Consider the following 22,359-nt stretch of genomic DNA (forward strand, 5'->3'; position numbering starts at 1 on the left):
CCATTAGCCCAATGTGCCTGCGAACCGTTCGGGCCACCTTTCACGTTGGAAGACCTCGCCGATGAAATCAATAAACACTCTGGTTTTGGTGGGCAGCAAGGTCCGGCTCGCATAGTAAATCGAAATCGGACCAGCGTCCGCGTACCATGCAGGTGTTAACCGGACGAGTTCACCGTTCTCCAGGTAGGGCAATGCGTCCGGTTTCGCGATCATGGCGACGCCAAGCCCCAGAACCGCAGCCGATCGCATTGCGGCCGGGTCGTTGACGACGATCCTTTCCTTCAGCGCCGCCGACTGCTCTTCACCTGCGACGTTTCGCATCTGCCATTGTCGAATTCGACCTGTCCGCAATGAACGCATGACGATCCCATCAAGCTCAGTCAGGCCGGATGGGTCGTGAGGCGGAACCCGGTCCTGCATGTATGACGGCGAGGCAACCGCGATGATGTGGGCCGAGGCAAGGGTTTTTGCGATGATGCCCGGTGTCAGCTCGAATCCGCCACCGATCGCCGCGTCGTATCCCTCGGCGATCAGGTCAACCTGCCGATTCTCGAACATCCATTCCGGCCTGATCAGCGGGTATCGGCTCATGAACTCGGGCAGTTTGGGGAGAATGTACTCAATTCCAAATGTGGGACTCATGCTGAGTCTCAGCACGCCTGCCGGTTCGGTCTGTTCATTGGAAGCCTCGGCAATCGCACCTTGAAGGCTCTCCAGGTGATCACGGACCGAATGGAGGAAGCGCTCGCCCGCCTCCGTAAGTGCCAAACTCCGTGTGCTGCGCTGGAAGAGCCGAAGCTTCAGATTGGATTCCAGAGCGGCGACGTTCCTGCTGACCGCCGCTGGCGTCAATCCTAGCCTGCGGGCTGCGGAAGAGAAGCTGCCAAGCTCCGCGCTGCGAACGAAGGACTCCAGATTTGCCAATGTTTCCATGAGGCGTCTTTCAATGATTGCTTGAAATTAATAACAGTCAATTGTCTCTAATCATAGGGGAATAAGAGGGCGATATTCACTCCATCGAAACCAAGCAATGGAGTGATCGCAATGACCAACATCTCTCAGAAACTGTCCGGCAAGACCGCTCTCGTCACGGGCGGCTCCCGTTCTATCGGCGCAGCCATCGCAAAGCGCCTCGCGGCAGATGGAGCCGCAGTCGCCATTACCTACAGCGCCTCGCCGGAAAAGGCAGCCGCAGTCGTGAAGGAAATCGAAAACGCAGGCGGTCGTGCCATCGCCATCCATGCCGACTCCGGGAATCCTGAATCCGTACGGGCCGCAGTGGCCAAGACGGAGGAGACCTTCGGCTCCCTCGACATCCTCGTCAACAATGCCGGCATCGCACTTGGTGGTCCGATCGAAGACATCAAGTTCGAAGACTACGAGCGCATGATCGCGGTCAACGTGACTGGTGTGTTCGTCGGCACGCAGGAAGCTGCACGTCGTATGAACTCGGGCGGCCGGATCATCCATATCGGTTCGTCGATGGTACGCTATGCAGCCTTTCCGACAGCCTCTCTCTACACGCTGACGAAGGGAGCTGTCGCCGGCTTCAACCGCAGCCTCGTGCGAGACCTCGGTCCCAAAGGCATCACCGTGAACACCGTGCACCCCGGCCCGACCGACACCGACATGAATCCGGATGGAGGTCCCGTCTCGAAGATCGTCGGCCCCGGCATGGCGATCGGCCGCTACGGAAAGGACTACGAGGTCGCCAGTGTCGTGGCTTATCTCGCCAGCCCGGAGGCCGCCTTCGTAACCGGCGCTGACATCGTCGCCGACGGCGGCTTCACCGCCTGATCAGCAATCAACCTGGAGACCACCAATGTCTATCGGTATCATTGGAGCCGGGGAGATCGGCTCCGCGTTCGCCCGCGCGCTTGCTCGAAACGGTATCGCCGCAACGATCGCAAACAGCCGCGGTCCAGACACGCTTCGGGACTTTGCACGCGAACTGAAACCACACATCACGGCAGGCACCATCGAGGAAGCGGCCAAGGCCGATCTCGTGCTGGTCGCCGTGCCGTGGTCGAAGTTGCCAAAGGCATTGGCGGGTCTTTCTGATTGGGCCGGGCGCATCGTCATCGACGCCAACAACCCGATCGAGCGTCCGCTCTTCCAGCCAGCGGAACTCAATGGGCGACTGTCGACCGAAGTCTTCGCCGACCTGGTGCCAGGCGCTCGTGTCGTAAAGGCGTTCAACCATCTTCCTCCGCATCTGCTCTCTGGCGATCCGCGTGCTGAGGGTGGGAGCCGCGTCCTCTTTTACTCGGGAGATGACGCGAGGTCGAAGGCCGAAGTTGGCGCACTGATCGCCAAGCTGGGCTTCGCGGGGATCGATCTCGGTCCGATCTCGGTCGGTGGAAAGCTCGTGCAGTTCCCAGGCGGTCCGCTCCCTGCACTCAACCTCGTGAAATTTGGATGACGAACCTCGGCCGGAAGCTCATGCCTCCGGCCGAGGTTCTCACTGATAAGGACCTTCAAATGGATATGCCCGTTTCACCGAGCTATGCGCAGACTCGCGCGCATGCGCCACTTGCGTCCTGGCCTGCCGTTGCCACCGTCGGGATTGGCGCATTCGCTCTCGTCACCACGGAATTCCTCCCCGTGGGGCTGCTTCCGCAGATTGCAGCAGAGATTGGAATCAGCGAGGGGCAGGCTGGCCTGATGGTCACGACGCCGGGCGTCCTCGCCGCCATCGCCGCCCCTCTCACCATAGGCCTTGCGGGTCGGTTCGACCGCAAGCACGTTCTGGTCTTTCTTTTGGGTCTGCTCGTGCTGTCAAATGCAATTGTTGCAATGGCGACCAGTTTCCAGGCGCTGATGTTTGGCCGAGTTCTGTTGGGGATCGGGGTCGGTGGCTTCTGGACGATCGGGGGATCACTTGGTCCGCGCCTTCGACCCGGAGCGGAGGGCGGACGTGCGACGTCTCTGATCTATTCCGGTGTGTCGCTGGGAACGGTCGCCGGGGTGCCGGCGGGCGCACTCGTCGGGAATCTGCTCGGATGGCGTCTTTCATTCGGGCTGGCGTCTGGAGTCGCCATTTTCGTCGTTGCTGCGCTCCTGTTGCTCTTGCCCTCGATCAAGCCACAGCAGTCATCCGGCCTTGCTCAAATCCCTGCGGTTCTTCGAAACAGAAAGACGCAAGTGGGCCTGCTTGCCGCTGTCCTGATATTCATCGGGCAATTCGCCGGCTACACCTACATCACACCCTTTCTCAATCAGGTCTCGCATATCGACGCGGCCGTGCTCAGCGCGCTGCTTCTCGGATACGGTATTGCAGGCTTCATCGGAAATCTATTCGGCGGCTGGGCGGTAGGTAGGAACTTGCGACTCTCTCTGTCGGGGACTGCTGCGTTGATCAGTTTGTCCACGTTTGGCCTCACGATAACTGGAGATAGCGCGCTGGCCGCTACGATCTGGACGCTCACCTGGGGCTTCGGCTTCGGGATGCTTCCGATCGCCATGCAGACCTTTATGTTTACCTCCGCCCCTGACAAGCTTGAAAGCGTGGCCGCGCTGTTTGTTTCGACTGCGCAGCTTGCCATTGGAGCGGGCGCGCTGGTTGGAGGTCTGGCTGTCGATCATTTTGGAGTCGCAAGCGCGCTGGTGATAGGAGGCGTGGCCGCCTTGCTGACCGCCCTTCTAGTCGGCGCGCCTACCGGAAAACGATAGAGCGCCGCGCCTCCCCACGATCCGTCGAGACGCGACGGCCAACAGTCAGGACTCTGCCCTCGCAGGTGAGCAGAGTCCTCATCCTCAGGACCCTCGCTCTCCTGAGACGTTTGCAATCAAGTGCAGGCGGAGCTTCACCTGATCGACGCCCTGCTTAATCTTTATCCGACGGCCGAGCGGTTTGAACCCTATCTCGTCCAAGGCACGGCCCAGCGAGGGTTCCCTTACCGCCTTTCGTTGGGGCTTGCGGTATGATGGCGGAGCCATCGCGATCTCCTCTTACTTGGTCGAACGCACCTTGAGCTCCGGGCAGCCATCCGGTAAGCGCTGACAGGTCGCATCCGAACAAAAACAATCGGGCTAGCCACTCGACACCCCAGAACCCTCTTGACGGGAGAATGTGCGTTCTCTAAATGTTCTCGCCATGATCAAGGCTGTCCTGTTTCCGATACGAGTTCTTTGACGTTCAACCGCGCAAGCGGAGGCGGCAGTTATCGTATCGAGGTCAGGAATGGCATTAAGAGATCAAAACCAGCAGACGTGTCGTGAAATCGCAGGAGTCGTCCGGCTTTCGGGGTCGGATCACGTTCAGACGACGCTTCGACCTCAGAAAGGTACCGAAGCGTGAGACTCTGGATCATTTCCGATTTGCATCTGGAGTTCGGCCAACCCTTCGTTCAGCGGCCGCCTCCTGACGCCGATGTCCTGGTCTGCGCCGGCGATCTTTTGACCCGCGGCATCGTCCCGAGCATCGAATGGTTGGCAGCCAACATCACTTCCTCGATGCCTGTCGTGTTGACGGCAGGGAACCATGAATACTATGGAGCCTCCGTGCAGGAGAGCATCCGCGAAGCGCGGTTGCTCCGTAATCGCCATCCTCGCATCCACTTTCTCGAAAACGAGGCCGTGGATATCGGAGACGTCAGGTTTGTTGGGGCAACCCTGTGGACCGACTTCCGCCTCAACGGGGGCGATCCTGAACTCGCGATGGCGGCCGCCCAGAGTGGGATGAACGACTTCCGTCGTCCAGATCAATTCCACCGGAGTTCCAATCTGCCTGCTACGCCTCCGATCTGGAGGACCTGATCGTCGAAGGGCAGCCTGCATTGTGGGTGCATGGTCACGTCCATAATAAAGTCGATTACCGAGTCAGTGAGAGCAGGGTGATCGCCAACCCGCGCGGATATCCTGGAGAGGGGACTGCCTTCGACCCGCGGCTTGTCGTCGAGGTCTAGGCCACCTTGATCATGCTCCCGGCTCTTCAAGTGACCGTCGCCATGTACGTCTGGACTCGGGGGACCAGTCCGTTGCTTTCTCCCGGCATTATGGAGCAAGTGCCACAAAGTTGAAGCGACATCGGACGAGTGTTCCATCTTAGTGAGGTATTCGATCAAGCTGCGGAGGAGGAACGTCTTTTACCCTCTCACCCATCCAATCTTGAGGAAGGCTATCGACGAGGAGGTCGGTCGCTTCGTAGGCGGTTTCTTGGGTGCCGCTGGCAACGATGCAGGCCTGATCTTCCTCACTTGGACGCCCCCGTCGAAAAAAGTCGTAAATAAGGACCCAGCTTTTGTCGCGGTACAGCAAGAGGTGACGGATCGTTTCGCCCTGCTTGCCACTTCCGCTGTTGTTCACGATAGCTTTCTTTTCACCCATTACACTTACAATGTAGTTCCAGACGACATCTGATCGACCACAAACCAATCTCAGCTTAGCGGTTAGCACAGAAGAGCCAGCCCGCGGCTCTGCATTGAGAAAAAAATTGGTGTTCACAAGTGTGATTACTATACAAAGCGCAATGCGCTTGCCGGAAGCTAAGCGCATACCTTCAAGCATTTGTTGACGGGTTAGCATATTTTTCTCGAACGCCCGTAACGGCCTACCGAAAGGCATCTTAATCTATTTTATAATATCTAATTCTACTAATATAAAATCAGCGTTTGCGGCACTTGCTCCATTGCCGCTTTCTCCTTGCACAGTTGAGCGCCTCGTTTGATGAACCTATATGCAGGCGACCCGTCTCAAGCATATGGCGCAATCGACGAACCCAGGCGCTCTGGCGGGAAGCAAGTAATGGGACTAGATTTGGAACAGGGAGAGAGACCCATGCCAAGTCCCTATGAAGCCGTCAGCACCTATTTTTGTGCCAAGGACGGGAACCGTCCGTTCCTGATGCGCCGCGTCTTTGCTGACGATGTCCAGCTAGAAATGGTCGTGAAGACCGAGGCCATTTCCTTTCCAAGTTCGGCCAATGGACTGGCCGCGATCGAAGAAATCCTCAGTCGTCGCTTCGCGAATGACTGCGAGAATGTCTATAGCTTCTGCCTGGCGCGGCCAACGGAGGCCAATCGACGGCACTTTCCCTGCCATTGGCTGGTCGGCATGTCGGCCAAGAACAACGGTGCGATCCGGGTGGGGAGCGGCCGCTATGACTGGTATTTCTCGTCCGACGCGCGGTGCCTGGTCGAAAAGCTGATCATCACCAGCGATGAGATGGAAATCCTTCCGGCAAAAGAGCTCGACAGGATTATGAGCTGGATTACTAGCCTGCCTTACCCGTTTTGCGGGCCGGACGAGGCCGTGAGAAATATGCCTGGCATTGAGGGGCTCGCACCCATCGAGCGCTATTTGAGAGAGGTTCAGTCGGTCCCGCCGGAGTGCTGAAACTCGAACACGGCGTTCCGAAGAGGGGCCACCCCTTCACACGTGCCCTGTAACAGCGCTGCCCATGCAGGTGTTAACCAATCGAATTTAACTAGCCGATCTCCCGGCGAGATGGTTCACCAGACGTGCTGCTTCCTCAGCAATCCCCGGTATAATTCCCGATTTCCGTGTCGAGGCAAAATCGAGGCCCGAAAAATACAGTCCGGGAACGAATCCGATCCCGTCCTCGTGAACAGGCTGGCCGTCGTCGTCGATGGTACGCGGGATTTTGATCCACCGGAAATTGCCTCTGAAGCCTGTGCACCAGATTACCGACGCTATGCCGCTCGTCGCCAATTCGATTGAGCGGATCGGTGGATCGGCGAGGCGTGGGGCGATCACCTCGGCAGGGTCATCCTCGGCTGGCGGCGCGTTCAGCCCGGCGCGCCCGATGTAAGCGTCAATAACGCGCTTGACGTTGGCTGAGCTCTCGTCAGCAAAGCGCATGTGCTCATCCAGGTTGTCGCCGAATACCAGGCTGCCATTCCTCATGCCCAGGAAGCGGCCGAGCAACACGACCCCCTGGGCGCTCAGCGATTGCAGGCTGATGGTGTGGGTGGCACCAAGCAAGCCTCGCGGCGGCAGCTTCCCCGAAGGCAGGACGATTTCCCTGCGCGGTACGTCGAAATAGCCGGACAGGGTCATCCAATTGAAGATGTCGCCGCCGCGATAATAGCGGACCAGACGGCCGACTCGGCTCGTCGCCAGAAAGACCGAGCGTCCCGCGAGTGCCAGGTCCTCGGCAATCTGGCCGCCCGATTGACCGCTGCCGACTACCAGAACAGCACCATGTTCCAGCTCGGCGGCACTGCGATAGGCCGACGAATCGAGCTGGCGAAGCGCTGCCGGCAGGTCCGCCGACGCAGGCGGACGTTTCGGACAGTTCAGGCTACCGCTCGCGATTACGACGTTGCGGGCCCGAAGTACACCGGGTGGCGTCGTCACGAGAAAGAGTCCGTCATCCGTGGACAGTTCTCCTACCGGAGCGCCAGTTATCACCGGCAAACGATGCCGCTCGACATAGCTCTCGAGATAGGCGACGAATTGATGCTGCGTGCTGGCACCCCAAGGATCAGGAACGTCAGGGGCATCACCGGGCAGCAGCGAGCGGATGTTCGGCGAGTTCAGACGGAAGGAATCCCAGCGTTGGGTCCGCCACGTTTCTCCGATGCGGCCCCGTTCAAGCACCTGATGATCGCGACCTTGCTGCTTGAGGAAATAGCTGACCCCAAGCCCGGCCGAGCCCGCTCCTACGACAACCACGTCAAGTATCCCCGCCATGACACATCCTCTCAACAAGACGGCATCATAGGAATCGAAGCGCGACGGCCTCGGATCAACGTCCAGTCAGACCTGAGGCAGACCTGCTGGCGGTGTGTTCCCGCCGCCATCTGCCTTCTCCTTGATATGCTTTGATGGCCAACGGACGCGCAGCGAGGATACGACGGTAACACGGAAGTTCGATCAACCCTAACGAGAAAGGCGTCATTCGTTTCTGCGCCCGCAGACCAGCAGCATCCCCAATCTCAACGAATGAATGCAGGAAAAGCGCGCTGCTATCCCATGCTCGTTACGGGCTGCGCCCTCGGCAGGAAAAAGGCACGGTATACTCTTCTCGGTGGTGTGTACGCCCACGCCCATGGTATTGTGGGTGATCCTGCGGGGGCCGTTTGGAGGGGGGACAGCATGCCAAATGCATCCGCATTGCTCGGAACCTGGCGAATGCTCTCATGGACACGGAAAGTCGTTGCCTCCGGCGAGGTAACCGACGCCATGGGTCCGGAGCCTACGGGATTTCTCTCTTATCAAGCGGACGGCCGCGTGATGGCATTGGTCGTCCGTCGTGGGCGGCCGGTACCGAAGGGGCCCAGGTCCACGGGCGATGAAAAGGTCGCCCTGTTCGATTCCATGCTGGCCTATAGCGGCTCGTATACCGTCGAAAACGGCAGGGTCATCCATCACGTTGACGCAAGCTGGAATCCGGCTTGGGGGCTATCCGACCTGATCCGGCCGATCAGCGGCGACAGGTTAGTGATCAGCGACGCACCGGGCATAGACCCTTTGACCGGCGAGGAAGTGGTTTCCCGAGTGGAGTTTCAAAAGATGCGAGCGGCTTCGGAGCCGTGACCACGATGCCCGCAGCGCTCGACCCATTCCGGATTACAGACAAACTCGACGAGGCCACTCTCGAGGTCATGATCGCCCGGCTGGAAGTGCGCGGACATCATCCCTATTTCGCCAAGCCGCTCTCCGACTATCTCGATCGCATGGAGATTGACCGCAGGTCGACCGTGCTCGACCTCGGTTGCGGCACGGGTATAGCGGCGCGGGCCATCGCGGCTCGCCCAGAGTTTGAAGGAACGGTTCTCGGAATCGACCGCAGCGACTATCTCGTCCGGGCGGCCCGCCGTTTCGCCGACTCCGAGAAGCTGGGCGGGCGCGTGCGCTTCGCGTGTGGCGACTCGCATGCGCTTGGACTCGGGGCCGCCTCGTTCGACGCCGTCATTGCCCACACGCTGTTCAGCCATCTTGATGATCCCGCCAAAGTCCTCGTGGAGATGCGCCGGGTGCTGCGTCCCGACGGAGTCGTCGCCATCTTCGACGGAGACTTCGCGTCGTTGACGTTTGAGCTCGCCGACACGGAGCGATCGAGGCGAATGGATGACGCGATCATCGCATCACTGGTGACCAACCCGCGCATCCTTCGCCAGATGCCACGGTTGCTCAAGGACGCCGGATTTGCCGTGGACGCTGTCATGCCGACGATCGTCACCGAAGTCGGCACCGCCGACTATTGGAAGAGCGCCGTTGAGTCCTTCGCGAAGTTGGCACCGAAGGCCGGCATTCTGAGCGAAGCCGAAACAACGGCGTGGGTCGGCGAAATCCTCGACACGAGCGCCCAAGGGGTGTTTTTCGGCTCGTCTGTCTACTACGCCTACGTCGCACACGCAGTTTGACGTGAATATCGAAATGCCAAACGAAACATTCGCGAGCCACGCACGACGAAGTAAGTTCGACTGTGCGGTTCCCTCGTCGAGATCACGGGGCGCAAGCAGGTGCATAGGGGGTGCCAATGGAGATCGATCCGAAGCGGATGACAATCGGGTTCGTCGGGACGGGCACGATCACGGCGGCCGTCGTCACCGGGCTTGGCAAGACCGGGTTTCGCGACACCCCGATCGTGCTGTCACCTCGTAGCGAAAGCGTCGCCACCCGCCTCGCAGCGGCGAACCAGAACGTGTCGATCGCTTTGGGCAACCAGGACGTTCTCGACCGATCCGATCTCGTATTCTTGGCAGTGAGGCCGCAGATTGCCGAGGAGGTTGTCCGCGCGCTCCGATTTCGGCCGAGCCACCATGTCATCAGCTTTGTCGCGGCCACGCCACTCGATCGACTGCTGGCGTGGATCGATCAGCCAGTTCGGCTGAGCCAGGCTATTCCGCTTCCGTTCGTCGCCGATCTCCAGGGCGCGACCGCGATCCACCCGCCCGACGAGGTTTCAAATGCCGTCTTCTCGGCGCTCGGAACGGCGGTCCAAGTTGAAAACAAATGTGAGTTCGATCTTCTCGCGGTGGCGGGCTCCATGATGGGCACCTATTTCGGCATCCTAGACGCGACGTCGACCTGGCTGGAGAGCCAAGGTCTTCCGAGGGCCGCTGGCGACGCCTACCTCCGTCAGTTGTTTTCAGGCCTCGACCATGCCGTCCGTTCAAGACCCGACACGAGCTTTGACGAACTCGTCGGCGATCATTCGACCAAGGGCGGCTTGAACGAACAGGTACTCGAGGACTTCCGCGGTTTCGGTGGGACCGCGGCGCTGCAAAAGGCTCTTGGTAGAGTTCTTACTCGCATCCGTCCTGTAGAAAGCAAACTCTCTTGAAGTCCCCTTTAGACGCTATGCGGCCACGTGCTGCCGCCAGGGCGTTGCCAGAAGTATTCATTCACCGTTATATTTGCGGGATGGAAATCCGACGAGCGTCCGATCTGGATCAAAATGCCATTTGGCGGATCATTGGCCCCGTCATAAGGGTGGGAGAGACCTACGCACTTGACCGCAATTTGAGTAGGGATGCAGCGCTCAACTATTGGCTCGGTAAAGATTTGTAGCCGAAGAGAATGGCTCGGTCGTCGGTCCTTATTATATCAGGGGTGCCCCCAGCCCCTAACATCTCTGACCTAACATCCGTTGGTGTGCCATGGTTGTCGTCATAAAGGCTCGGACGCTTGCTGACTTCTGTGAAGCTCGCGCTGATCGCGGATATGGGCCAATGGGACGTTGAACAATGCGATGCGCGCGGTCTTCCGTCGGGAGACGTGATTTCTGCCTACTATTCTGACGATGCCGCGAGCTTGTTAGAAAAGTGCACGTTGCCGAGGACTGGCATGTATCTCGCACGGGCGGGGTCTGTCGCCTTAGGTTGCGTCGGCCATGCGGGTCACGGAGATGTTGCGGAGATCGTCAAGCTCTTCGTGCGTCCGGAGGCAAGGGGGGAAGGCGCAGGAAGCAGGCTCCTTGCAACCGCGCTTGATGCTATCGGCCGGTCGGAATTCCGAAGAGTGCGTCTCGTGACCATTTCCTTCATGACGGATGCCATCGCTCTCTACCGCAGGTTCGGCTTCCTGGAGTGCGAACCGTTCGAACCAGCACCGACGGGCTTGGAAGAGGCTACGCGGTACATGGAAATGGTCATCAGATAGCCTGCTGTATATCCGTTTGGCGTGAAGTCAGTCGCAAAACCGGATCGCGATCTTCTCGCGGCACTCGTCACCCGAATCGTACCCTCTTCGTCCAGCGCCGTCAGGCGGCTGAAACCGACAACATGAGCCGAAAGGATGGCAGCCAGCTTCCGATCCACAGTGCGCCCCCGCAGCATATTGCTTCCGTGGCCAGTATGCGCCAAATCCGCACCCAGGCGACAGGGGGCCAGCCGAACCGACAGCGTTCGCACAGCCGCGGATGCGTCATCCCGTCAACTGACGATCGCCACCTGGAATGGCACATGGACATGGAGACTGCGGCGTGTTGGATCGAGGAATGCAGCAAGACGTATCTCAAAGATGAGGCGACGGGCACGTGGAACCGCTCCGACGCATGTCTCCGTTTTTGTCCTGCAGCGTTCTGCGCAAGGAGCCAAATCGTAGGCGATACTGCCCAGGTGTCAGGCTGGTCTCACGGCGGAACAGACGGCCGAAGAAGCTCGCATCCTCGTAGCCAACGTCGTTGGTGACGGCGTCGATCGGCAGATCGGTGGTCTCCAGCATCTGCTTGGCCTCCTCGAGACGCAGCGCGTGCACATAGTCGAGGGGAGTCATGCCTGCGGCCTTGGTGAAGCGCCGGATGAAGGAGCGTTCGGGAAGGCCGGAAAGGCGGCGTCGCGATCTCCGGCATCGTGCGCGAGCACATCGGCAGTGAGTTGGCTGTCGACTTCGAGGATTTCGGTGAACATAGCGTGAAGAACCTCGAGCGGCCGATACGGGTCTATATGGCGCGTCTCGGACATCCATGGCGCGACACGCCCCGTAGCTGGCCCGCTTCGGCGGCAACCGCCACGAATGGCGAAGGCGCGTCGATCGCAGTCCTGCCGTTCACCAACATGAGCGGCGACCCGGAGCAGGAATACTTCAGCGACGGCATCACTGAAGACATCATCACAGACCTCTCGAAAGTGTCAGCGCTCAGCGTCGTCGCCCGGAATTCGAGCTTCGTTTACAAGGGGCGCGGGTAGACGTGAAGCAGGTGGGACGGGAGCTCGGCGTCGGCTATGTGCTGGAAGGTAGCGTGCGCAGAGCCGGAAACAGCGTGCGCATCGCGGCTCAGCTCATCAATGGAGCGGATGGTCGGCACGTGTGGGCGGAGCGGTACGACAGCGACCTTGAGGATATCTTCGCGCTGCAGGACGAAATCTCGAAGAACATTGTCGACGCGCTCTTGGTGCGACTCCTGGCGAAGGAGCTTGTGGCCATCACCAAGCGTGGAACCGACAATCCGGAGGCATATCAAGCCTTTCTGATGGGACGGTCGTTCTTCAACCGTGGACACGAGGCCAGGAACATACAGGAAGCCCGGCATCTGTTCGCCAAGGCGATCGAGCTCGATCCGCACTATGCGCGGGCCTATGCGGGATTGGCCGATTGTGATTCCTACCTCCTGCTCGCCAATGATCCGACCGCAACCTATGAAAACGTTATCGCCAACGCCGACCGGGCATTGGAGCTTGATCCGGGTCTCTGCGATGCCCATACATCGCGCGGCATCGCGATGTTCGCCAGGGCCCTTCACGGTGAGGCGGAGGCCGAATTCGAGCGTGCTCTCGCTCTCGACCCGACGTGCTTCGAGGCAAACTTCTTTTACGGGCGCAACTGTCACGCGGTCGGCCAGTTCGAAAGGGCGCAAGGTTTCTACGAGCGAACGATCGCGTTGAAGCCGGATGAATACCGGGCGTGGGACATGCTGCGGGCGGTCCATGTGTCGCTTGGACACCATGAAGAAGCCATAGAGGCGGCGCGGGAATGCCTCAGACTGATGGAGGGAGAGATCGCCCGGCATCCCGACGAGCCGAATCTTCTCTGCTATGGGGGCTGCTTGCTGGCGGATTTGGGCGAGACGGAGCGTGGAACGTCGTGGGCGGACCGTGCCGCTGCACTCGCCGGTGACGATCTCAGGGTGCTTTATAACCTCGCTTGTTGCTATGCGAAGCTAAGCAGGCCTGAGGAGGCCATCGACTGCCTTGAACGGCAGGCGTCCGGATCGCAGACGTATGTCGCGTTGGTCACGGGCTGGATGAAAAACGACAGCGACCTCGATCCCCTGCGGGACCACCCGCGCTACTTGGCTCTCGCCGACCGATTGGAAGCTCAGCTCCGTCAGCAACGGGCTGACGGAGGCCATTTTTTCGACCACAGGAGACGATGTCGCTCTGGCCCCCAATTGATCGCCACCCAAACCGTGATCTCTGTTGAAGGCAGAACTTGTGCAGCGTAACCTCCTCCAATGCCGGACGACGACAAACGAACTATGGTTTCTGCCGCACCCCAAAGGAAGCTGGCAGTCATCCTTGCGGCTGATGTCGCGGGCTACAGCCGCTTGATGGAGCGTGACGAGGAGGACACCCACGCGCGGCTGCAAGGACTGCTGCGCGATGTCGCCCGGCCAGCGGTCGAAACACACCGGGGGCGCATCTTCAAGACGGCAGGGGACGGGTTCCTGGCGGAATTCGCGAGCGCCATCGAAGCGGTGCGCTGCGCCGTCGATCTCCAGCGAGCGACAGCCGAGCGGAGCAAGGATGTTGACCAGGATCGCCGACTGGTTTTCCGCATGGGTATCAACCTCGAGGACGTCCTGGCTGATCAGGAGGACGTGTTCGGAGACGGGGTCAATGTCGCCGCCCGGCTGGAGGCCTTGGCCGAGCCAGGCGGCGTGCTTATAAGTCACAGCGTTCACGAGCACGTCAATCGCAAGCTGCCGATGCACTTCGTTGATCAGGGTGAATGTCTGCTGAAGAACATTGCCCGCCCCATTCGGGTCTTCCGTGTGGACTGGGGACCTACCGGCGGACGGGAGGATGGCGAGCCGGACGCCGTGCCGGCGCTCCCGCAGGTGGCTTCGATCGCCGTACTGCCGTTTTCGACCCTGAGCAACGATGCTGAGCAAGAGTATTTCGCCGAAGGCCTCGCGGAAGACCTCATCACCGATCTTTCCAAAGTCGATGGCCTCCTGGTAATCGCCCGTCATTCGAGTTTTGCCTACAGGGATCGGTCGATGGACTTGCGCATTATCGCCAGGGAGTTGGGGGTTCGCTATCTCATCGAGGGAAGCGTGCGGAGGGCGGCAGCACGGGTGCGTATCAACGCTCAACTCATTGACGCCTCCAGTGCAAGCTGTCTTTGGGCCGAACGCCTGGATCGCGACCTCGCGGATATCTTCGCCCTGCAGGACGAAGTCGTCGGCAAGGTGATCAACGCTCTTACCCACGCCCTGCCGTCGGCAAAACCTCTTCCGAAGCGCAGGGTGACCGATCTCGAGGCCTACGACTTGTTCGTTCGGGGGCGCGCGCTCGCGACGCAATCGCTGCGGGAAACGAGGGCGGCTCGCCCGCTCCTGGCCAGGGCCATCGAAATCGATCCAGGCTTTGCGGGGGCGCACGCCTGGCTCGCAATGAGCCACCATTTCGATGCGCTATATTATGGCGAGCCTATCGACGAGCATCGCGCTGCCGCACGTGCTGCCGCCGAGAAAGCCGTTGAGATCGATCCGGAAAACGCCGACGCGCATATCGTTCTTGGCTACTTGCGTGCCTATGAGGGCGAGTTCGAAGCGGGAGTGGCCGAGTTCGAGCGGGGGCTTCGGCTCAATCCCAATCACTCTGCGGGGTGGGCCTACCTTGCCGATCTCCGGGTGTTCGAGGGGCGCGCAACTGAGGCCGTCGAATGCGCCGAGAATAGTTTTTGCCTTAACCCCTATCCTCCAGGCGACCACTACTCGTTCCTCGGCTGGGCCCAGTATGCCGCTGGTCGGTATCAGGATGCTGTCGAAACGCTCCGTCATCCACAAGCAGGTGGGCCTGGCTCAAAACGCAATCTCGCCGCCGCCCTTGCGCGACTGCGGCGTACCGCGGAAGCGCGCAAGGTGGGGAGGGAATTCCTCTCGGAGTTTCCTAACTTCTCTGCCCGGCAGTGGGGATGGACGCAGCCGTTCCGCAACGATGCCGACCGTCAGCATTTTATCGAAGGCTATATCAAGGCAGGTCTGCCAGAATAAGCGACGGCTCGCCTGCTGACCTACTCAATTCCAAGGAATGGAGTCGGGCGGAGACGAAGAGACCCGAGGCACACGATTCGTGGGCATGACGAACAACTCACGCCCCTATGCGCGCGCATACGACACGCATCGCCTTCGACGTGGTAGTATTGCATCGCTGTCGCTTGATCGTCATCGAATGGGTGGCCAGAGACATGGAGAGGCGGCTCACCGCGATACTCGCTGCCGATGTGGTCGGCTATAGCCGCCTCATGGGAGAGGATGAGGGCGGCACGCTGGAGCGGCTGAAGGCCTGCCGCCGGGAATTGGTCCACCCCGCTATAGCGGAGTTCCATGGTCGCATCATCAAGCTGATGGGCGATGGTGCGCTTGTTGAGTTCGCGAGCGTCGTTGATGCGGTCCAGTGTGCCGCCGTGGTCCAGCGGAAAATGGCCAGCCGCGATCAGGGCGTCTCCGAGACCCAGCGAATTGAGTTTCGCATCGGCATCAACCTCGGCGACGTCATTGTCGAAGGCGATGACATCTACGGCGACGGCGTCAACATAGCCGCGCGCCTGCAAGCTCTGGCCCAGCCCGGCGGCATTTGCGTCTCCGGGACCGCGTTCGATCACGCCGTGCACAAGGCCGATGTCGGCTTCTCAGCTCTCGGTGAGCAGCACCTGAAGAACATAGCCGACCCGGTTCGCGTCTATCGCGTTCTGCTCGACCCCTCCAAGGCGGGAAAGGTGGTCGCCGCCACCCGTCGGCCCGGCCGACTGGCTTTGATTTTGGCAACGGGCGCGGCACTGCTGATCGCGATCGCCGCGATTGTCTTCGCATGGCAATGGCGGTTTGCGCCGCAACGGCCATCCATTGCGGTTCTGCCGTTCGGCGAAATCAGCGACACTACGGGACAGGACTACTTTACCGAGGGGCTTACGAACGATCTCATCACTGATCTGTCGAAGATTTCCGGTCTGCTTGTTATCGCCCGCGATTCCGCCTTCGCGTTCAAGGGCAAATCTATGGACGTCCGGCAGATCGCCGAGCAATTGAACGTCCGCTACGTCCTCGAAGGCAGTGTCCGGCGTGCGGGAAACGCGGTTCGAATCAATGTGCAGCTCATCGATGCGACCACAGGAAGGAACGTTTGGGCCGAACGGTATGACCGCGATTACACCGATATCTTTGCGCTGCAGAATGAAGTGATCGAGCGCATCGTTAGCGCGCTCGCAGTGCGCCTGTCGGAAAGCGAGCGAACCCAGATAGCGCGCCTGTCAACCCGAAATCTCGAAGCCTACGACTTCTACACTCGAGCCGAGCAGAAGGTGTACTCCATAGACTACAGGTCTCTCGAAGAGGCTCTCTCCCTCTATGAGAAGGCAACCAGGCTCGACCCGGAATTTGCCGACGCCCACACAGGCTACGCCCGAGCCATCGTCGACGTCCTTGGCTTCGACTACCAGCCGCTGATGTTGAGCGCTGTCGCCCGGCAGCGTGCCTATGACGCCGCGGGGCGGGGCCTTGAACTGAACCCGCAATCTGCGCGAGCCTATGCCGTACTCGGCATCCTGCAAATGCTTGACGGCGAAATCGATGAAGCCATAGCGTCGGTCAAGAAGGCCGTGGCGCTCGATCCGAATGGCGCGGAGGCGGAACTCAACCTCGCGATTGTCCTGACTTATGGGGGGCAGAACCCGGAAGCACTGGCGGCCATGGAACGCGTGCTGGAACTGGACCCCAAGCCACGGGCGCAAGTCTACGACTACTACGGTCTCGTGCTTTACATGAACCATCATTACGAGGAGGCGATCAGGGCAGTGCGGACGGTCCGGCCGGAGGAACCGAGCGACCTCGGCCTTGAAATCCTGGCCATGGCAAACGCGCGGCTGGGTGGGATGGCAGAGGCGCACAAAGCCGTCGAAGCAATCCTCGAGAGGTCGCCCGGCCAGAGCCTTGCCAACCTGCGAGTGTTGTATTCCCACCATCGTCGGCAAGAGGACCTCGACCACCGGCTGGATGCGCTGCGCTCCGCGAAGCTCCCGGAATGGAGCTACGATTTCCGAGGACGGTCAGAAGACCGACTGGATGCCGACGCGATCGGGACCCTGGCGACCGACAAGACCTGGATCGGGCATCAGTACGACGGCGTAGACTTCTTCATGGAGCTTGGGGCAAACGGTGATTTCGCATTGCGCGCCCATAACAACATAATCGTCGGCAAGTTCACTCTCGAGGACGATTTCCTGTGCACGCGATCCTCGTCGGTTCTGCTCGGCCGCAAATTCTGCAGCCCGGTGTATCGCAATCCTGGAGGAAGCGCGAAAAAACACGACGAGTATGTCTTTCCAGACGGCGGGAGCGTCTGGTACTTCTCGGCGGCTCCGTGATGCCGTCCCGTCGCAACGACTCAGGTTGGCGGAAGACCCATTATCTCGAGTCCAAACTGGTCCGCCGCGACGGTCACAATCTCGTCCAGGTTCTCGTCTCCCAAACGACGCTGTGCAATTACCTCGAAGAAGTGTTCAAAGCCTGCGGGTAGGATGACAGTCAAGAGGCGGCCGGGGACCGTACCCATGTTCCTGAAGGAGTGGACCTGACGGCGAGGTAACAATGCGATACCGCCAGGGCCGACGTCGAACACCTCATCGCCACGCCAGATTCGAAACGTACCTTCGATCACATACGAGATTTCATCCTCCCGGCTGTGGCGGTGCAGCGGCGCAGCCACGCCTGGCGGTACGATCTCCTCGATCACGGACGCATCGAGTCCGCCGGCTGGATCGCGACGAATGATCACTGTCTCGCCGAACACGTCGAGCGCGCATTCCGCTTGCGCTCGGGGTGCATTGATCAACGGTTCTGCCATCCCGCTCCTCCATCGGTCTCACCCGGCACGATAAACCTATGCCGGACTGGCCGTCAGGTATCCGCCTTCTCAACATGACCAGTTTGATTCAGTCGTGTTCCGCCCTGGCCTTGAACTCCTTCGCCTCGACCCCCGGCCATTTGGCGTCGGCCTTCGCTTTGACAGCCGCCGGGTCAGCATCGAAGTCTTCCTCCAGGCCCTCCTTTCCGGAGAAAAGGTAAAGCTTACCGTCGACGATGCGCCAGGCTTCCGGGTCGATGTTCGCGGATGCCTCTTCGACTGACGTGCCCAGCGCGCAGAAGCCGCCATACTGAGGAGCGTAGCGGATCGGCTCGGAAGCAAACGCGTCGCGGTGCTTCACGCTGGCGAAGTACCAAGTTGCACCGAGCCATTTCTCTGTGAACTCCGGTGAACCCTTTGTCGCACGGCCGTCGGTGAAATACGCCACGGGATCGTAGCCAAGAATGGCGACGTTGCCGAAATACCCGGTATTTACCACCTCGGCAGCGCAGGACTCACCAGAGCCCATAGTGGCGAGGGAGACGGCCGTGGCAGCTGCAAGTACCCAAGGACCTCGCATTGCGGGGCATCTTTTCTTCATGTCGTGTCCTCCGCTGTTGTTGCGGGCGGTCAATTGCCGACCGCAACGCAGGCTGCGTACGACGCGCCTATCGTCTTCTTGGGTTGGCACTTGGCACCGTGTTTCTTGAGCAGAGCCATCACCTCAGTGCTTTCCATGAACGTCGCACGGCTCAGCGGCGTGTAGCCGTAAACCTGGATTGCCTCGACCTCGGCCCCACGGGCAATCAACAGCTCTGCCACCGCCGCCTGGTTTTCTTCCGCGGCCACGTGCAATGGCGTTATCTTGTGCTTGCTCAAGGCGTCGACTTCAGCCCCGTGGTCCAGCAACAATGCGGCTATCTCCACACTTCCGGAATACGCCGCCGCGTGCAAAGCGGTGAAACCGCGGTCATTGCGGGCTTCGATGTCGGCGCTGGCCTCGATTAACACGGCGGCGATCCTGGTCTGGCCGGAAAGCGCAGCTTCGATCAGGGCCGTCTCGCGACTCTCGTCGCGGCTATTGACATCGACGCCTTGAGACAGGAGCTGGCTGATTTCGTCGAGATCGCCCTCCCGCGCGGCGTCGTGTAACGGTCCCGCATTGGCTGCGCCCCCCGCAATCCCAATGCAAAGAATGAATGCAACCAGTGGGACGATGCCGGAGAGCTGTTTTCGGTCTTTTGCGAAGGGGTGCCGGCACACCTGCATTTCATGACAAGGAGCGTCTCGCGCGTTTCTCTCCGAAATTCGGGCAAGCAACTCCAAGTATTGCTGCGTGTGCGACCAGAGTGGCAGGCATATTGACCCGCCCGCGGACGCGGCTGTCAATTCTCGCTCGGAAATGGGCATCAGTCCAACCCCTGCGTTGCGCACGTAGTGGACGTACGGGAAGTCTACCGCATTTGACAGGCTGACGCCATGGTGTCCCGGTCGGCACCTGAAAGTTGCCGCTCGATTAGACCGAGTCAAAGGTCCAGAACGGGTCACGGGCGTGAGTTCGTCCGAGGCGAGCAACGCGGCCGCACGCTCGCGACACAATCGGGAAACGAGGGCGGCTCGCGCACTCCTGCTCAGGGCCATCGAGATCGATCGGGGCTTCGCCGGGGCGCAGGCCCGGCTCGCAATGAGCCATCATTTCGATGCGCTGTACTATGGCGAAGCTGTTGAGGAACACCGCTCCGCCGCCGAGAAAGCCGCCGAGATCGATCCGGAGAACGCCGATGCGCATATCGTTCTTGGCTGTCTGCATGCCTACGAGGGGGAATTTGAAGCAGGAGTGGCCGAGTTCGAGCAAGGGCTTCGCCTCAATCCCAATCATTCCGAAGGGTGGGCCATGCTTGCCGATCTGAGGTGTTCGAGGGACGTGCGATCGAAGCCATCGAATGCGCCCGAAACACCTTTCGCCTCAACCCGTATCCGCCTGGCGACCACTACTCGTTCCTCGGCTGGGCCTGGTATGCCGCTGGTCGATATCACGATGCCGTCGAAACGCTTCGCCAACCACAGGCGGGAGGACCTCGCTCAAAGCGCAATCTTGCCGCAGCTTGCGCTTCTCTGCGCCAACACCATCGCGGCATCGGTCGCCAAGTTCTTCCGTCGCTGCCGTAAGTGGCCGAGGTTGAGCAGCGCGGGCGAGGAAATCCGCCGCGGCCGGCCAAGACGCGGCGGTGGAGGCTGCTACTGGCCGTGGCCTGTTCCCATGTCGGCAGGAAGCATCAGGTGCTCATACTTGGTACCAGGAAACATCACGTAGGGATGCGCTGGATTGGGGTCCAACTCGCTCGGGTAACTGGCCGCCATCTCGTGCGCTGCCTTCCCGACAATCATGACGTGCGGACCCGTTTGAACCCAATGCGATTTGTTAGTCGCATAAGGATCATGGTTGCTGGTGCCCAGGTCTCCGGCCATCATGTAGACGAAGCCGGTCTTGTCCGGCGGTTCGGCCTTCGTCGAAATCGCCCTGAACCATTCAAGCCCGGCGGAATCGGCACACCACGGCTCGCCGGTCGTATCGACGGCGCAAGTCCAAACGTTCGTTCCGGTCCTGACGGTGGTGACCTTGAAGCCGTCACCTATCCGAATGATTGTGGCATCCTTCCCGATATCCGCTGGGGCAGCGGACATCGCCTTTGCTATGAACTCGGGGTCTCCCTTGGGAACCTCCGCCGTAAGTTCACCGGCGAGGCTGGGGGCTGAGAACGCTAACGTGACCGACGCGAGCATAAAGAGCCATTTCATGGCTACCTCCTGTTGTGAGCGACCGGCCCGCCTAATCTAACGCTGATGCCGTTCCTAGAGAAGGGTCGTTTGGCATAAGACCCCGATACCGGAAAGTGACACGGTACAGCGTTGGATGCGGGTTCGAGGCCGACCACGCCCCGCCCTGCGGGCAAATTCGGTATCCTGATCCCGATCAGGCTAGGGTCGCGGCCTGTGCGCCCTCGGGTAACGCCACGCCCGCCGAAATCGAAGCCCGTTCGGAAGCGCCTGGCTTCTATCGGTTTCCGTTCGGTGAATTCCAGATCACTATGCTATGCGACGGGGTGTTTTTTCTTCCTACAGATAGCATCGCAACGAATGTCGATGCACATGAGAGGAAGGCCTACTTTTGACGCTCATTATATAGCTATGGACGTCTTCCGGCTGCAGGCCAACCCGCTGCTGATCGATACGGGCGAAAAGCGAATACTCGTCGACACCGGCGTCGGACCCGGAAAAGGCTGGGCCCGATACGCCGGTCGTCTCACCAAGTCGTTGGAAGAGGCAGGGATAGTCCCCGAGACCATCGATACAATCGTCCTCACGCATTGCCATGGCGACCATGTGGGCGGGATGGCATCGCAAACGGAACTGTTCCCGAAGGCGGAAGTTGTCTTGTCAGACGTTGAACTGGATTTGTGGACTGGTGCCGATGCGGCATCGAAGCTTCCGGAATGGGCGGCTCCCGACGCACCAAATCTCCGCAAGGTATTTGCTGCGCTTGGCGACCGGGTACGTCCGATCAAGGCTGGAACCGATGTCGTTACCGGGATTACAACACTGGACACATCCGGCCACACGCAGGGCCATATTTCCCTGCTTGTGGGCTCCGGAGACGAGCAACTGCTAATCACAGGGGATGCAGTTCCAAGTATCCACATCGCATTCGACCGGCCCGAATGGCAAATCATATGGGATCATGACCGCGACAAGGGCGCGAAGACACGCCGCGCCTTGCTGGATCGTGCTGTCAGCGACCGACTGCTGGTGAGCGGCTATCACTATCCGATTCTGGGATCGGACGTGTGGTGAAGGAAGGGGTCGGATATCGCTGGCTACCGACAGGTTGGGTCTGGCACAGTTGAGTTCGCTCAAATGTCTGAATCGAGCGCATCGCAGCCGTCGCAGCCGTCGCAGCCGTCGCAGCCGTCGCAGCCTACGTGGCCTAACGGCCGACTTGTCGCAATTTAGCGACAGCTAATATCTGGCGGCCTGCACCCCGTAAGTTGGCTACAATGGGCGACCGCATTGACACTTACTTCTCTGGCAGCCCGGCCTTGATCATACGCCCGATCCAGTGAGGCCAAGGGCGCGAATGCTCGCAAGTTCCTCGTCGAGCTTCGTCAAATTGATGTGACGACCCCGTGCCTTCTCGACATCTATCAATGGCATTTCGTTCCCCGTGAAAAGCTGCTTTCGTTCGCTCCCGATGGGCCGACCTGCTTCAAGGAGGACGCGCTCCGCATCGCAAACTGGGTGGCTAGGTTCTACAATCGCATCGCGCTGCCAAGGCGAGCGTTGCCAGTGTGGAGCTGACATAGAATTGACCGAGGACGGT

At 60.0% G+C, this 22,359-nt stretch carries 23 protein-coding genes and 1 pseudogene; 15 read left to right on the plus strand and 9 right to left on the minus strand.

Going from position 1 to position 22,359, the window contains the following annotated elements; all coding sequences use genetic code 11:
- Positions 1-3: 3 nt before the first annotated feature.
- Positions 4-933 carry a LysR family transcriptional regulator gene (locus ACTJKE_RS24835; protein WP_440692701.1) on the minus strand — a complete coding sequence of 310 codons (930 nt, stop codon included), beginning with the start codon at positions 931-933 and terminating at the stop codon, positions 4-6.
- A 111-nt stretch (positions 934-1,044) separates the two neighbouring features.
- Between ACTJKE_RS24835 and ACTJKE_RS24840 the strand changes: the two genes are divergently transcribed.
- The 4 genes from ACTJKE_RS24840 (at position 1,045) to ACTJKE_RS24855 (ending at position 4,758) form a co-directional block, all read left to right on the plus strand.
- Complete coding sequence (locus tag ACTJKE_RS24840; RefSeq protein WP_058327271.1) at positions 1,045-1,797, plus strand: 3-oxoacyl-ACP reductase family protein; 753 nt, start codon at positions 1,045-1,047, stop codon at positions 1,795-1,797.
- 25 nt (positions 1,798-1,822) lie between these two features.
- Complete coding sequence (locus tag ACTJKE_RS24845; RefSeq protein WP_440692703.1) at positions 1,823-2,422, plus strand: NADPH-dependent F420 reductase; 600 nt, start codon at positions 1,823-1,825, stop codon at positions 2,420-2,422.
- On the plus strand, positions 2,419-3,672 hold the full coding sequence (locus ACTJKE_RS24850) for an MFS transporter (RefSeq protein ID WP_245296099.1): 1,254 nt from the start codon (positions 2,419-2,421) through the stop codon (positions 3,670-3,672). The genes ACTJKE_RS24845 and ACTJKE_RS24850 overlap by 4 nt, the downstream gene beginning before the upstream one ends.
- Positions 3,673-4,296: 624 nt before the next feature.
- Positions 4,297-4,758, plus strand: a complete 462-nt coding sequence (locus ACTJKE_RS24855) for a metallophosphoesterase (RefSeq protein WP_245296098.1) — start codon at positions 4,297-4,299, stop codon at positions 4,756-4,758.
- A 288-nt stretch (positions 4,759-5,046) separates the two neighbouring features.
- On the opposite strand, the gene ACTJKE_RS24860 is transcribed toward ACTJKE_RS24855, so the two are convergent.
- Positions 5,047-5,526, minus strand: a complete 480-nt coding sequence (locus ACTJKE_RS24860) for a hypothetical protein (protein ID WP_440692705.1) — start codon at positions 5,524-5,526, stop codon at positions 5,047-5,049.
- A 318-nt stretch (positions 5,527-5,844) separates the two neighbouring features.
- Between ACTJKE_RS24860 and ACTJKE_RS24865 the strand changes: the two genes are divergently transcribed.
- Positions 5,845-6,336: a hypothetical protein gene (locus ACTJKE_RS24865; protein WP_440692707.1), complete on the plus strand. Its 492-nt coding sequence runs from the start codon at positions 5,845-5,847 to the stop codon at positions 6,334-6,336.
- A gap of 87 nt (positions 6,337-6,423) precedes the next feature.
- On the opposite strand, the gene ACTJKE_RS24870 is transcribed toward ACTJKE_RS24865, so the two are convergent.
- Entirely contained in the window at positions 6,424-7,656 is a 1,233-nt protein-coding gene (locus ACTJKE_RS24870; protein WP_058327265.1) for a flavin-containing monooxygenase, read from the minus strand.
- A gap of 405 nt (positions 7,657-8,061) precedes the next feature.
- Here ACTJKE_RS24870 and ACTJKE_RS24875 point away from each other — a divergent pair, with 405 nt between their 5' ends.
- The 5 genes and pseudogenes from ACTJKE_RS24875 (at position 8,062) to ACTJKE_RS24895 (ending at position 11,073) form a co-directional block, all read left to right on the plus strand.
- On the plus strand, positions 8,062-8,502 hold the full coding sequence (locus ACTJKE_RS24875; RefSeq protein WP_440692709.1) for a lipocalin-like domain-containing protein: 441 nt from the start codon (positions 8,062-8,064) through the stop codon (positions 8,500-8,502).
- A gap of 5 nt (positions 8,503-8,507) precedes the next feature.
- A complete protein-coding gene (locus ACTJKE_RS24880) occupies positions 8,508-9,332 on the plus strand; it encodes a methyltransferase domain-containing protein (RefSeq protein ID WP_113514846.1) in 825 nt (274 codons plus the stop codon).
- A 116-nt stretch (positions 9,333-9,448) separates the two neighbouring features.
- Complete coding sequence (locus ACTJKE_RS24885) at positions 9,449-10,255, plus strand: pyrroline-5-carboxylate reductase (protein WP_058327263.1); 807 nt, start codon at positions 9,449-9,451, stop codon at positions 10,253-10,255.
- 80 nt (positions 10,256-10,335) lie between these two features.
- Positions 10,336-10,523: pseudogene (locus ACTJKE_RS24890) on the plus strand (GNAT family N-acetyltransferase); the annotation flags it as partial.
- Positions 10,524-10,599: 76 nt separating this feature from the next.
- The gene (locus ACTJKE_RS24895; RefSeq protein ID WP_156436865.1) at positions 10,600-11,073 is read left to right on the plus strand and encodes a GNAT family N-acetyltransferase; all 474 of its coding nucleotides are present in this window, start codon (positions 10,600-10,602) and stop codon (positions 11,071-11,073) included.
- Between the two features lie 354 nt (positions 11,074-11,427).
- Here the strand turns inward: ACTJKE_RS24895 and ACTJKE_RS24900 are convergent, their stop codons facing one another.
- Positions 11,428-11,880 carry a helix-turn-helix domain-containing protein gene (locus tag ACTJKE_RS24900; RefSeq protein WP_440692711.1) on the minus strand — a complete coding sequence of 151 codons (453 nt, stop codon included), beginning with the start codon at positions 11,878-11,880 and terminating at the stop codon, positions 11,428-11,430.
- Between ACTJKE_RS24900 and ACTJKE_RS24905 the strand changes: the two genes are divergently transcribed.
- From ACTJKE_RS24905 to ACTJKE_RS24920, 4 genes are all read left to right on the plus strand, one after another.
- Positions 11,766-12,101: a hypothetical protein gene (locus ACTJKE_RS24905; RefSeq protein ID WP_440692733.1), complete on the plus strand. Its 336-nt coding sequence runs from the start codon at positions 11,766-11,768 to the stop codon at positions 12,099-12,101. The two genes, ACTJKE_RS24900 and ACTJKE_RS24905, sit on opposite strands and share 115 nt — an antisense overlap.
- 2 nt (positions 12,102-12,103) lie before the next feature.
- Positions 12,104-13,357, plus strand: coding sequence for a tetratricopeptide repeat protein (locus tag ACTJKE_RS24910; protein WP_440692713.1), 1,254 nt, complete (start codon positions 12,104-12,106; stop codon positions 13,355-13,357).
- Positions 13,358-13,390: 33 nt separating this feature from the next.
- Positions 13,391-15,133, plus strand: a complete 1,743-nt coding sequence (locus ACTJKE_RS24915; protein WP_440692715.1) for an adenylate/guanylate cyclase domain-containing protein — start codon at positions 13,391-13,393, stop codon at positions 15,131-15,133.
- 194 nt (positions 15,134-15,327) lie between these two features.
- On the plus strand, positions 15,328-17,502 hold the full coding sequence (locus ACTJKE_RS24920) for an adenylate/guanylate cyclase domain-containing protein (protein ID WP_440692729.1): 2,175 nt from the start codon (positions 15,328-15,330) through the stop codon (positions 17,500-17,502).
- A 20-nt stretch (positions 17,503-17,522) separates the two neighbouring features.
- On the opposite strand, the gene ACTJKE_RS24925 is transcribed toward ACTJKE_RS24920, so the two are convergent.
- The 5 genes from ACTJKE_RS24925 to ACTJKE_RS24945 form a co-directional block, all read right to left on the minus strand.
- Entirely contained in the window at positions 17,523-17,981 is a 459-nt protein-coding gene (locus ACTJKE_RS24925; protein ID WP_058327256.1) for a cupin domain-containing protein, read from the minus strand.
- 88 nt (positions 17,982-18,069) lie between these two features.
- On the minus strand, positions 18,070-18,582 hold the full coding sequence (locus tag ACTJKE_RS24930; RefSeq protein WP_082663509.1) for a YHS domain-containing (seleno)protein: 513 nt from the start codon (positions 18,580-18,582) through the stop codon (positions 18,070-18,072).
- A 29-nt stretch (positions 18,583-18,611) separates the two neighbouring features.
- Positions 18,612-19,307: an ankyrin repeat domain-containing protein gene (locus tag ACTJKE_RS24935; protein ID WP_440692717.1), complete on the minus strand. Its 696-nt coding sequence runs from the start codon at positions 19,305-19,307 to the stop codon at positions 18,612-18,614.
- A 190-nt stretch (positions 19,308-19,497) separates the two neighbouring features.
- Complete coding sequence (locus tag ACTJKE_RS24940) at positions 19,498-19,836, minus strand: hypothetical protein (protein ID WP_440692719.1); 339 nt, start codon at positions 19,834-19,836, stop codon at positions 19,498-19,500.
- Between the two features lie 383 nt (positions 19,837-20,219).
- On the minus strand, positions 20,220-20,780 hold the full coding sequence (locus ACTJKE_RS24945; RefSeq protein WP_058327253.1) for a hypothetical protein: 561 nt from the start codon (positions 20,778-20,780) through the stop codon (positions 20,220-20,222).
- A 339-nt stretch (positions 20,781-21,119) separates the two neighbouring features.
- Between ACTJKE_RS24945 and ACTJKE_RS24950 the strand changes: the two genes are divergently transcribed.
- The gene (locus tag ACTJKE_RS24950) at positions 21,120-21,833 is read left to right on the plus strand and encodes an MBL fold metallo-hydrolase (RefSeq protein ID WP_440692721.1); all 714 of its coding nucleotides are present in this window, start codon (positions 21,120-21,122) and stop codon (positions 21,831-21,833) included.
- The last annotated feature ends 526 nt before the right edge of the window (positions 21,834-22,359 follow it).

The organism is Ensifer sp. 22521, from assembly GCF_052044795.1.
In the GTDB taxonomy this organism is placed as follows: Bacteria; Pseudomonadota; Alphaproteobacteria; order Rhizobiales; family Rhizobiaceae; genus Ensifer.

Bases quoted from the DNA above. Each gene is read 5' to 3' on its own strand.
- ACTJKE_RS24835 (WP_440692701.1), bottom strand. From the start codon at position 933: ATGGAAACATTGGCAAATCTGGAGTCCTTCGTTCGCAGCGCGGAGCTT.
- ACTJKE_RS24840 (WP_058327271.1), top strand. From the start codon at position 1,045: ATGACCAACATCTCTCAGAAACTGTCCGGCAAGACCGCTCTCGTCACG.
- ACTJKE_RS24845 (WP_440692703.1), top strand. From the start codon at position 1,823: ATGTCTATCGGTATCATTGGAGCCGGGGAGATCGGCTCCGCGTTCGCC.
- ACTJKE_RS24850 (WP_245296099.1), top strand. From the start codon at position 2,419: ATGACGAACCTCGGCCGGAAGCTCATGCCTCCGGCCGAGGTTCTCACT.
- ACTJKE_RS24860 (WP_440692705.1), bottom strand. From the start codon at position 5,526: ATGCTAACCCGTCAACAAATGCTTGAAGGTATGCGCTTAGCTTCCGGC.
- ACTJKE_RS24865 (WP_440692707.1), top strand. From the start codon at position 5,845: ATGCGCCGCGTCTTTGCTGACGATGTCCAGCTAGAAATGGTCGTGAAG.
- ACTJKE_RS24870 (WP_058327265.1), bottom strand. From the start codon at position 7,656: ATGGCGGGGATACTTGACGTGGTTGTCGTAGGAGCGGGCTCGGCCGGG.
- ACTJKE_RS24875 (WP_440692709.1), top strand. From the start codon at position 8,062: ATGCCAAATGCATCCGCATTGCTCGGAACCTGGCGAATGCTCTCATGG.
- ACTJKE_RS24880 (WP_113514846.1), top strand. From the start codon at position 8,508: ATGCCCGCAGCGCTCGACCCATTCCGGATTACAGACAAACTCGACGAG.
- ACTJKE_RS24885 (WP_058327263.1), top strand. From the start codon at position 9,449: ATGGAGATCGATCCGAAGCGGATGACAATCGGGTTCGTCGGGACGGGC.
- ACTJKE_RS24900 (WP_440692711.1), bottom strand. From the start codon at position 11,880: ATGGATGTCCGAGACGCGCCATATAGACCCGTATCGGCCGCTCGAGGT.
- ACTJKE_RS24915 (WP_440692715.1), top strand. From the start codon at position 13,391: ATGGTTTCTGCCGCACCCCAAAGGAAGCTGGCAGTCATCCTTGCGGCT.
- ACTJKE_RS24920 (WP_440692729.1), top strand. From the start codon at position 15,328: ATGGAGAGGCGGCTCACCGCGATACTCGCTGCCGATGTGGTCGGCTAT.
- ACTJKE_RS24925 (WP_058327256.1), bottom strand. From the start codon at position 17,981: ATGGCAGAACCGTTGATCAATGCACCCCGAGCGCAAGCGGAATGCGCG.
- ACTJKE_RS24930 (WP_082663509.1), bottom strand. From the start codon at position 18,582: ATGAAGAAAAGATGCCCCGCAATGCGAGGTCCTTGGGTACTTGCAGCT.
- ACTJKE_RS24945 (WP_058327253.1), bottom strand. From the start codon at position 20,780: ATGAAATGGCTCTTTATGCTCGCGTCGGTCACGTTAGCGTTCTCAGCC.
- ACTJKE_RS24950 (WP_440692721.1), top strand. From the start codon at position 21,120: ATGTCGATGCACATGAGAGGAAGGCCTACTTTTGACGCTCATTATATA.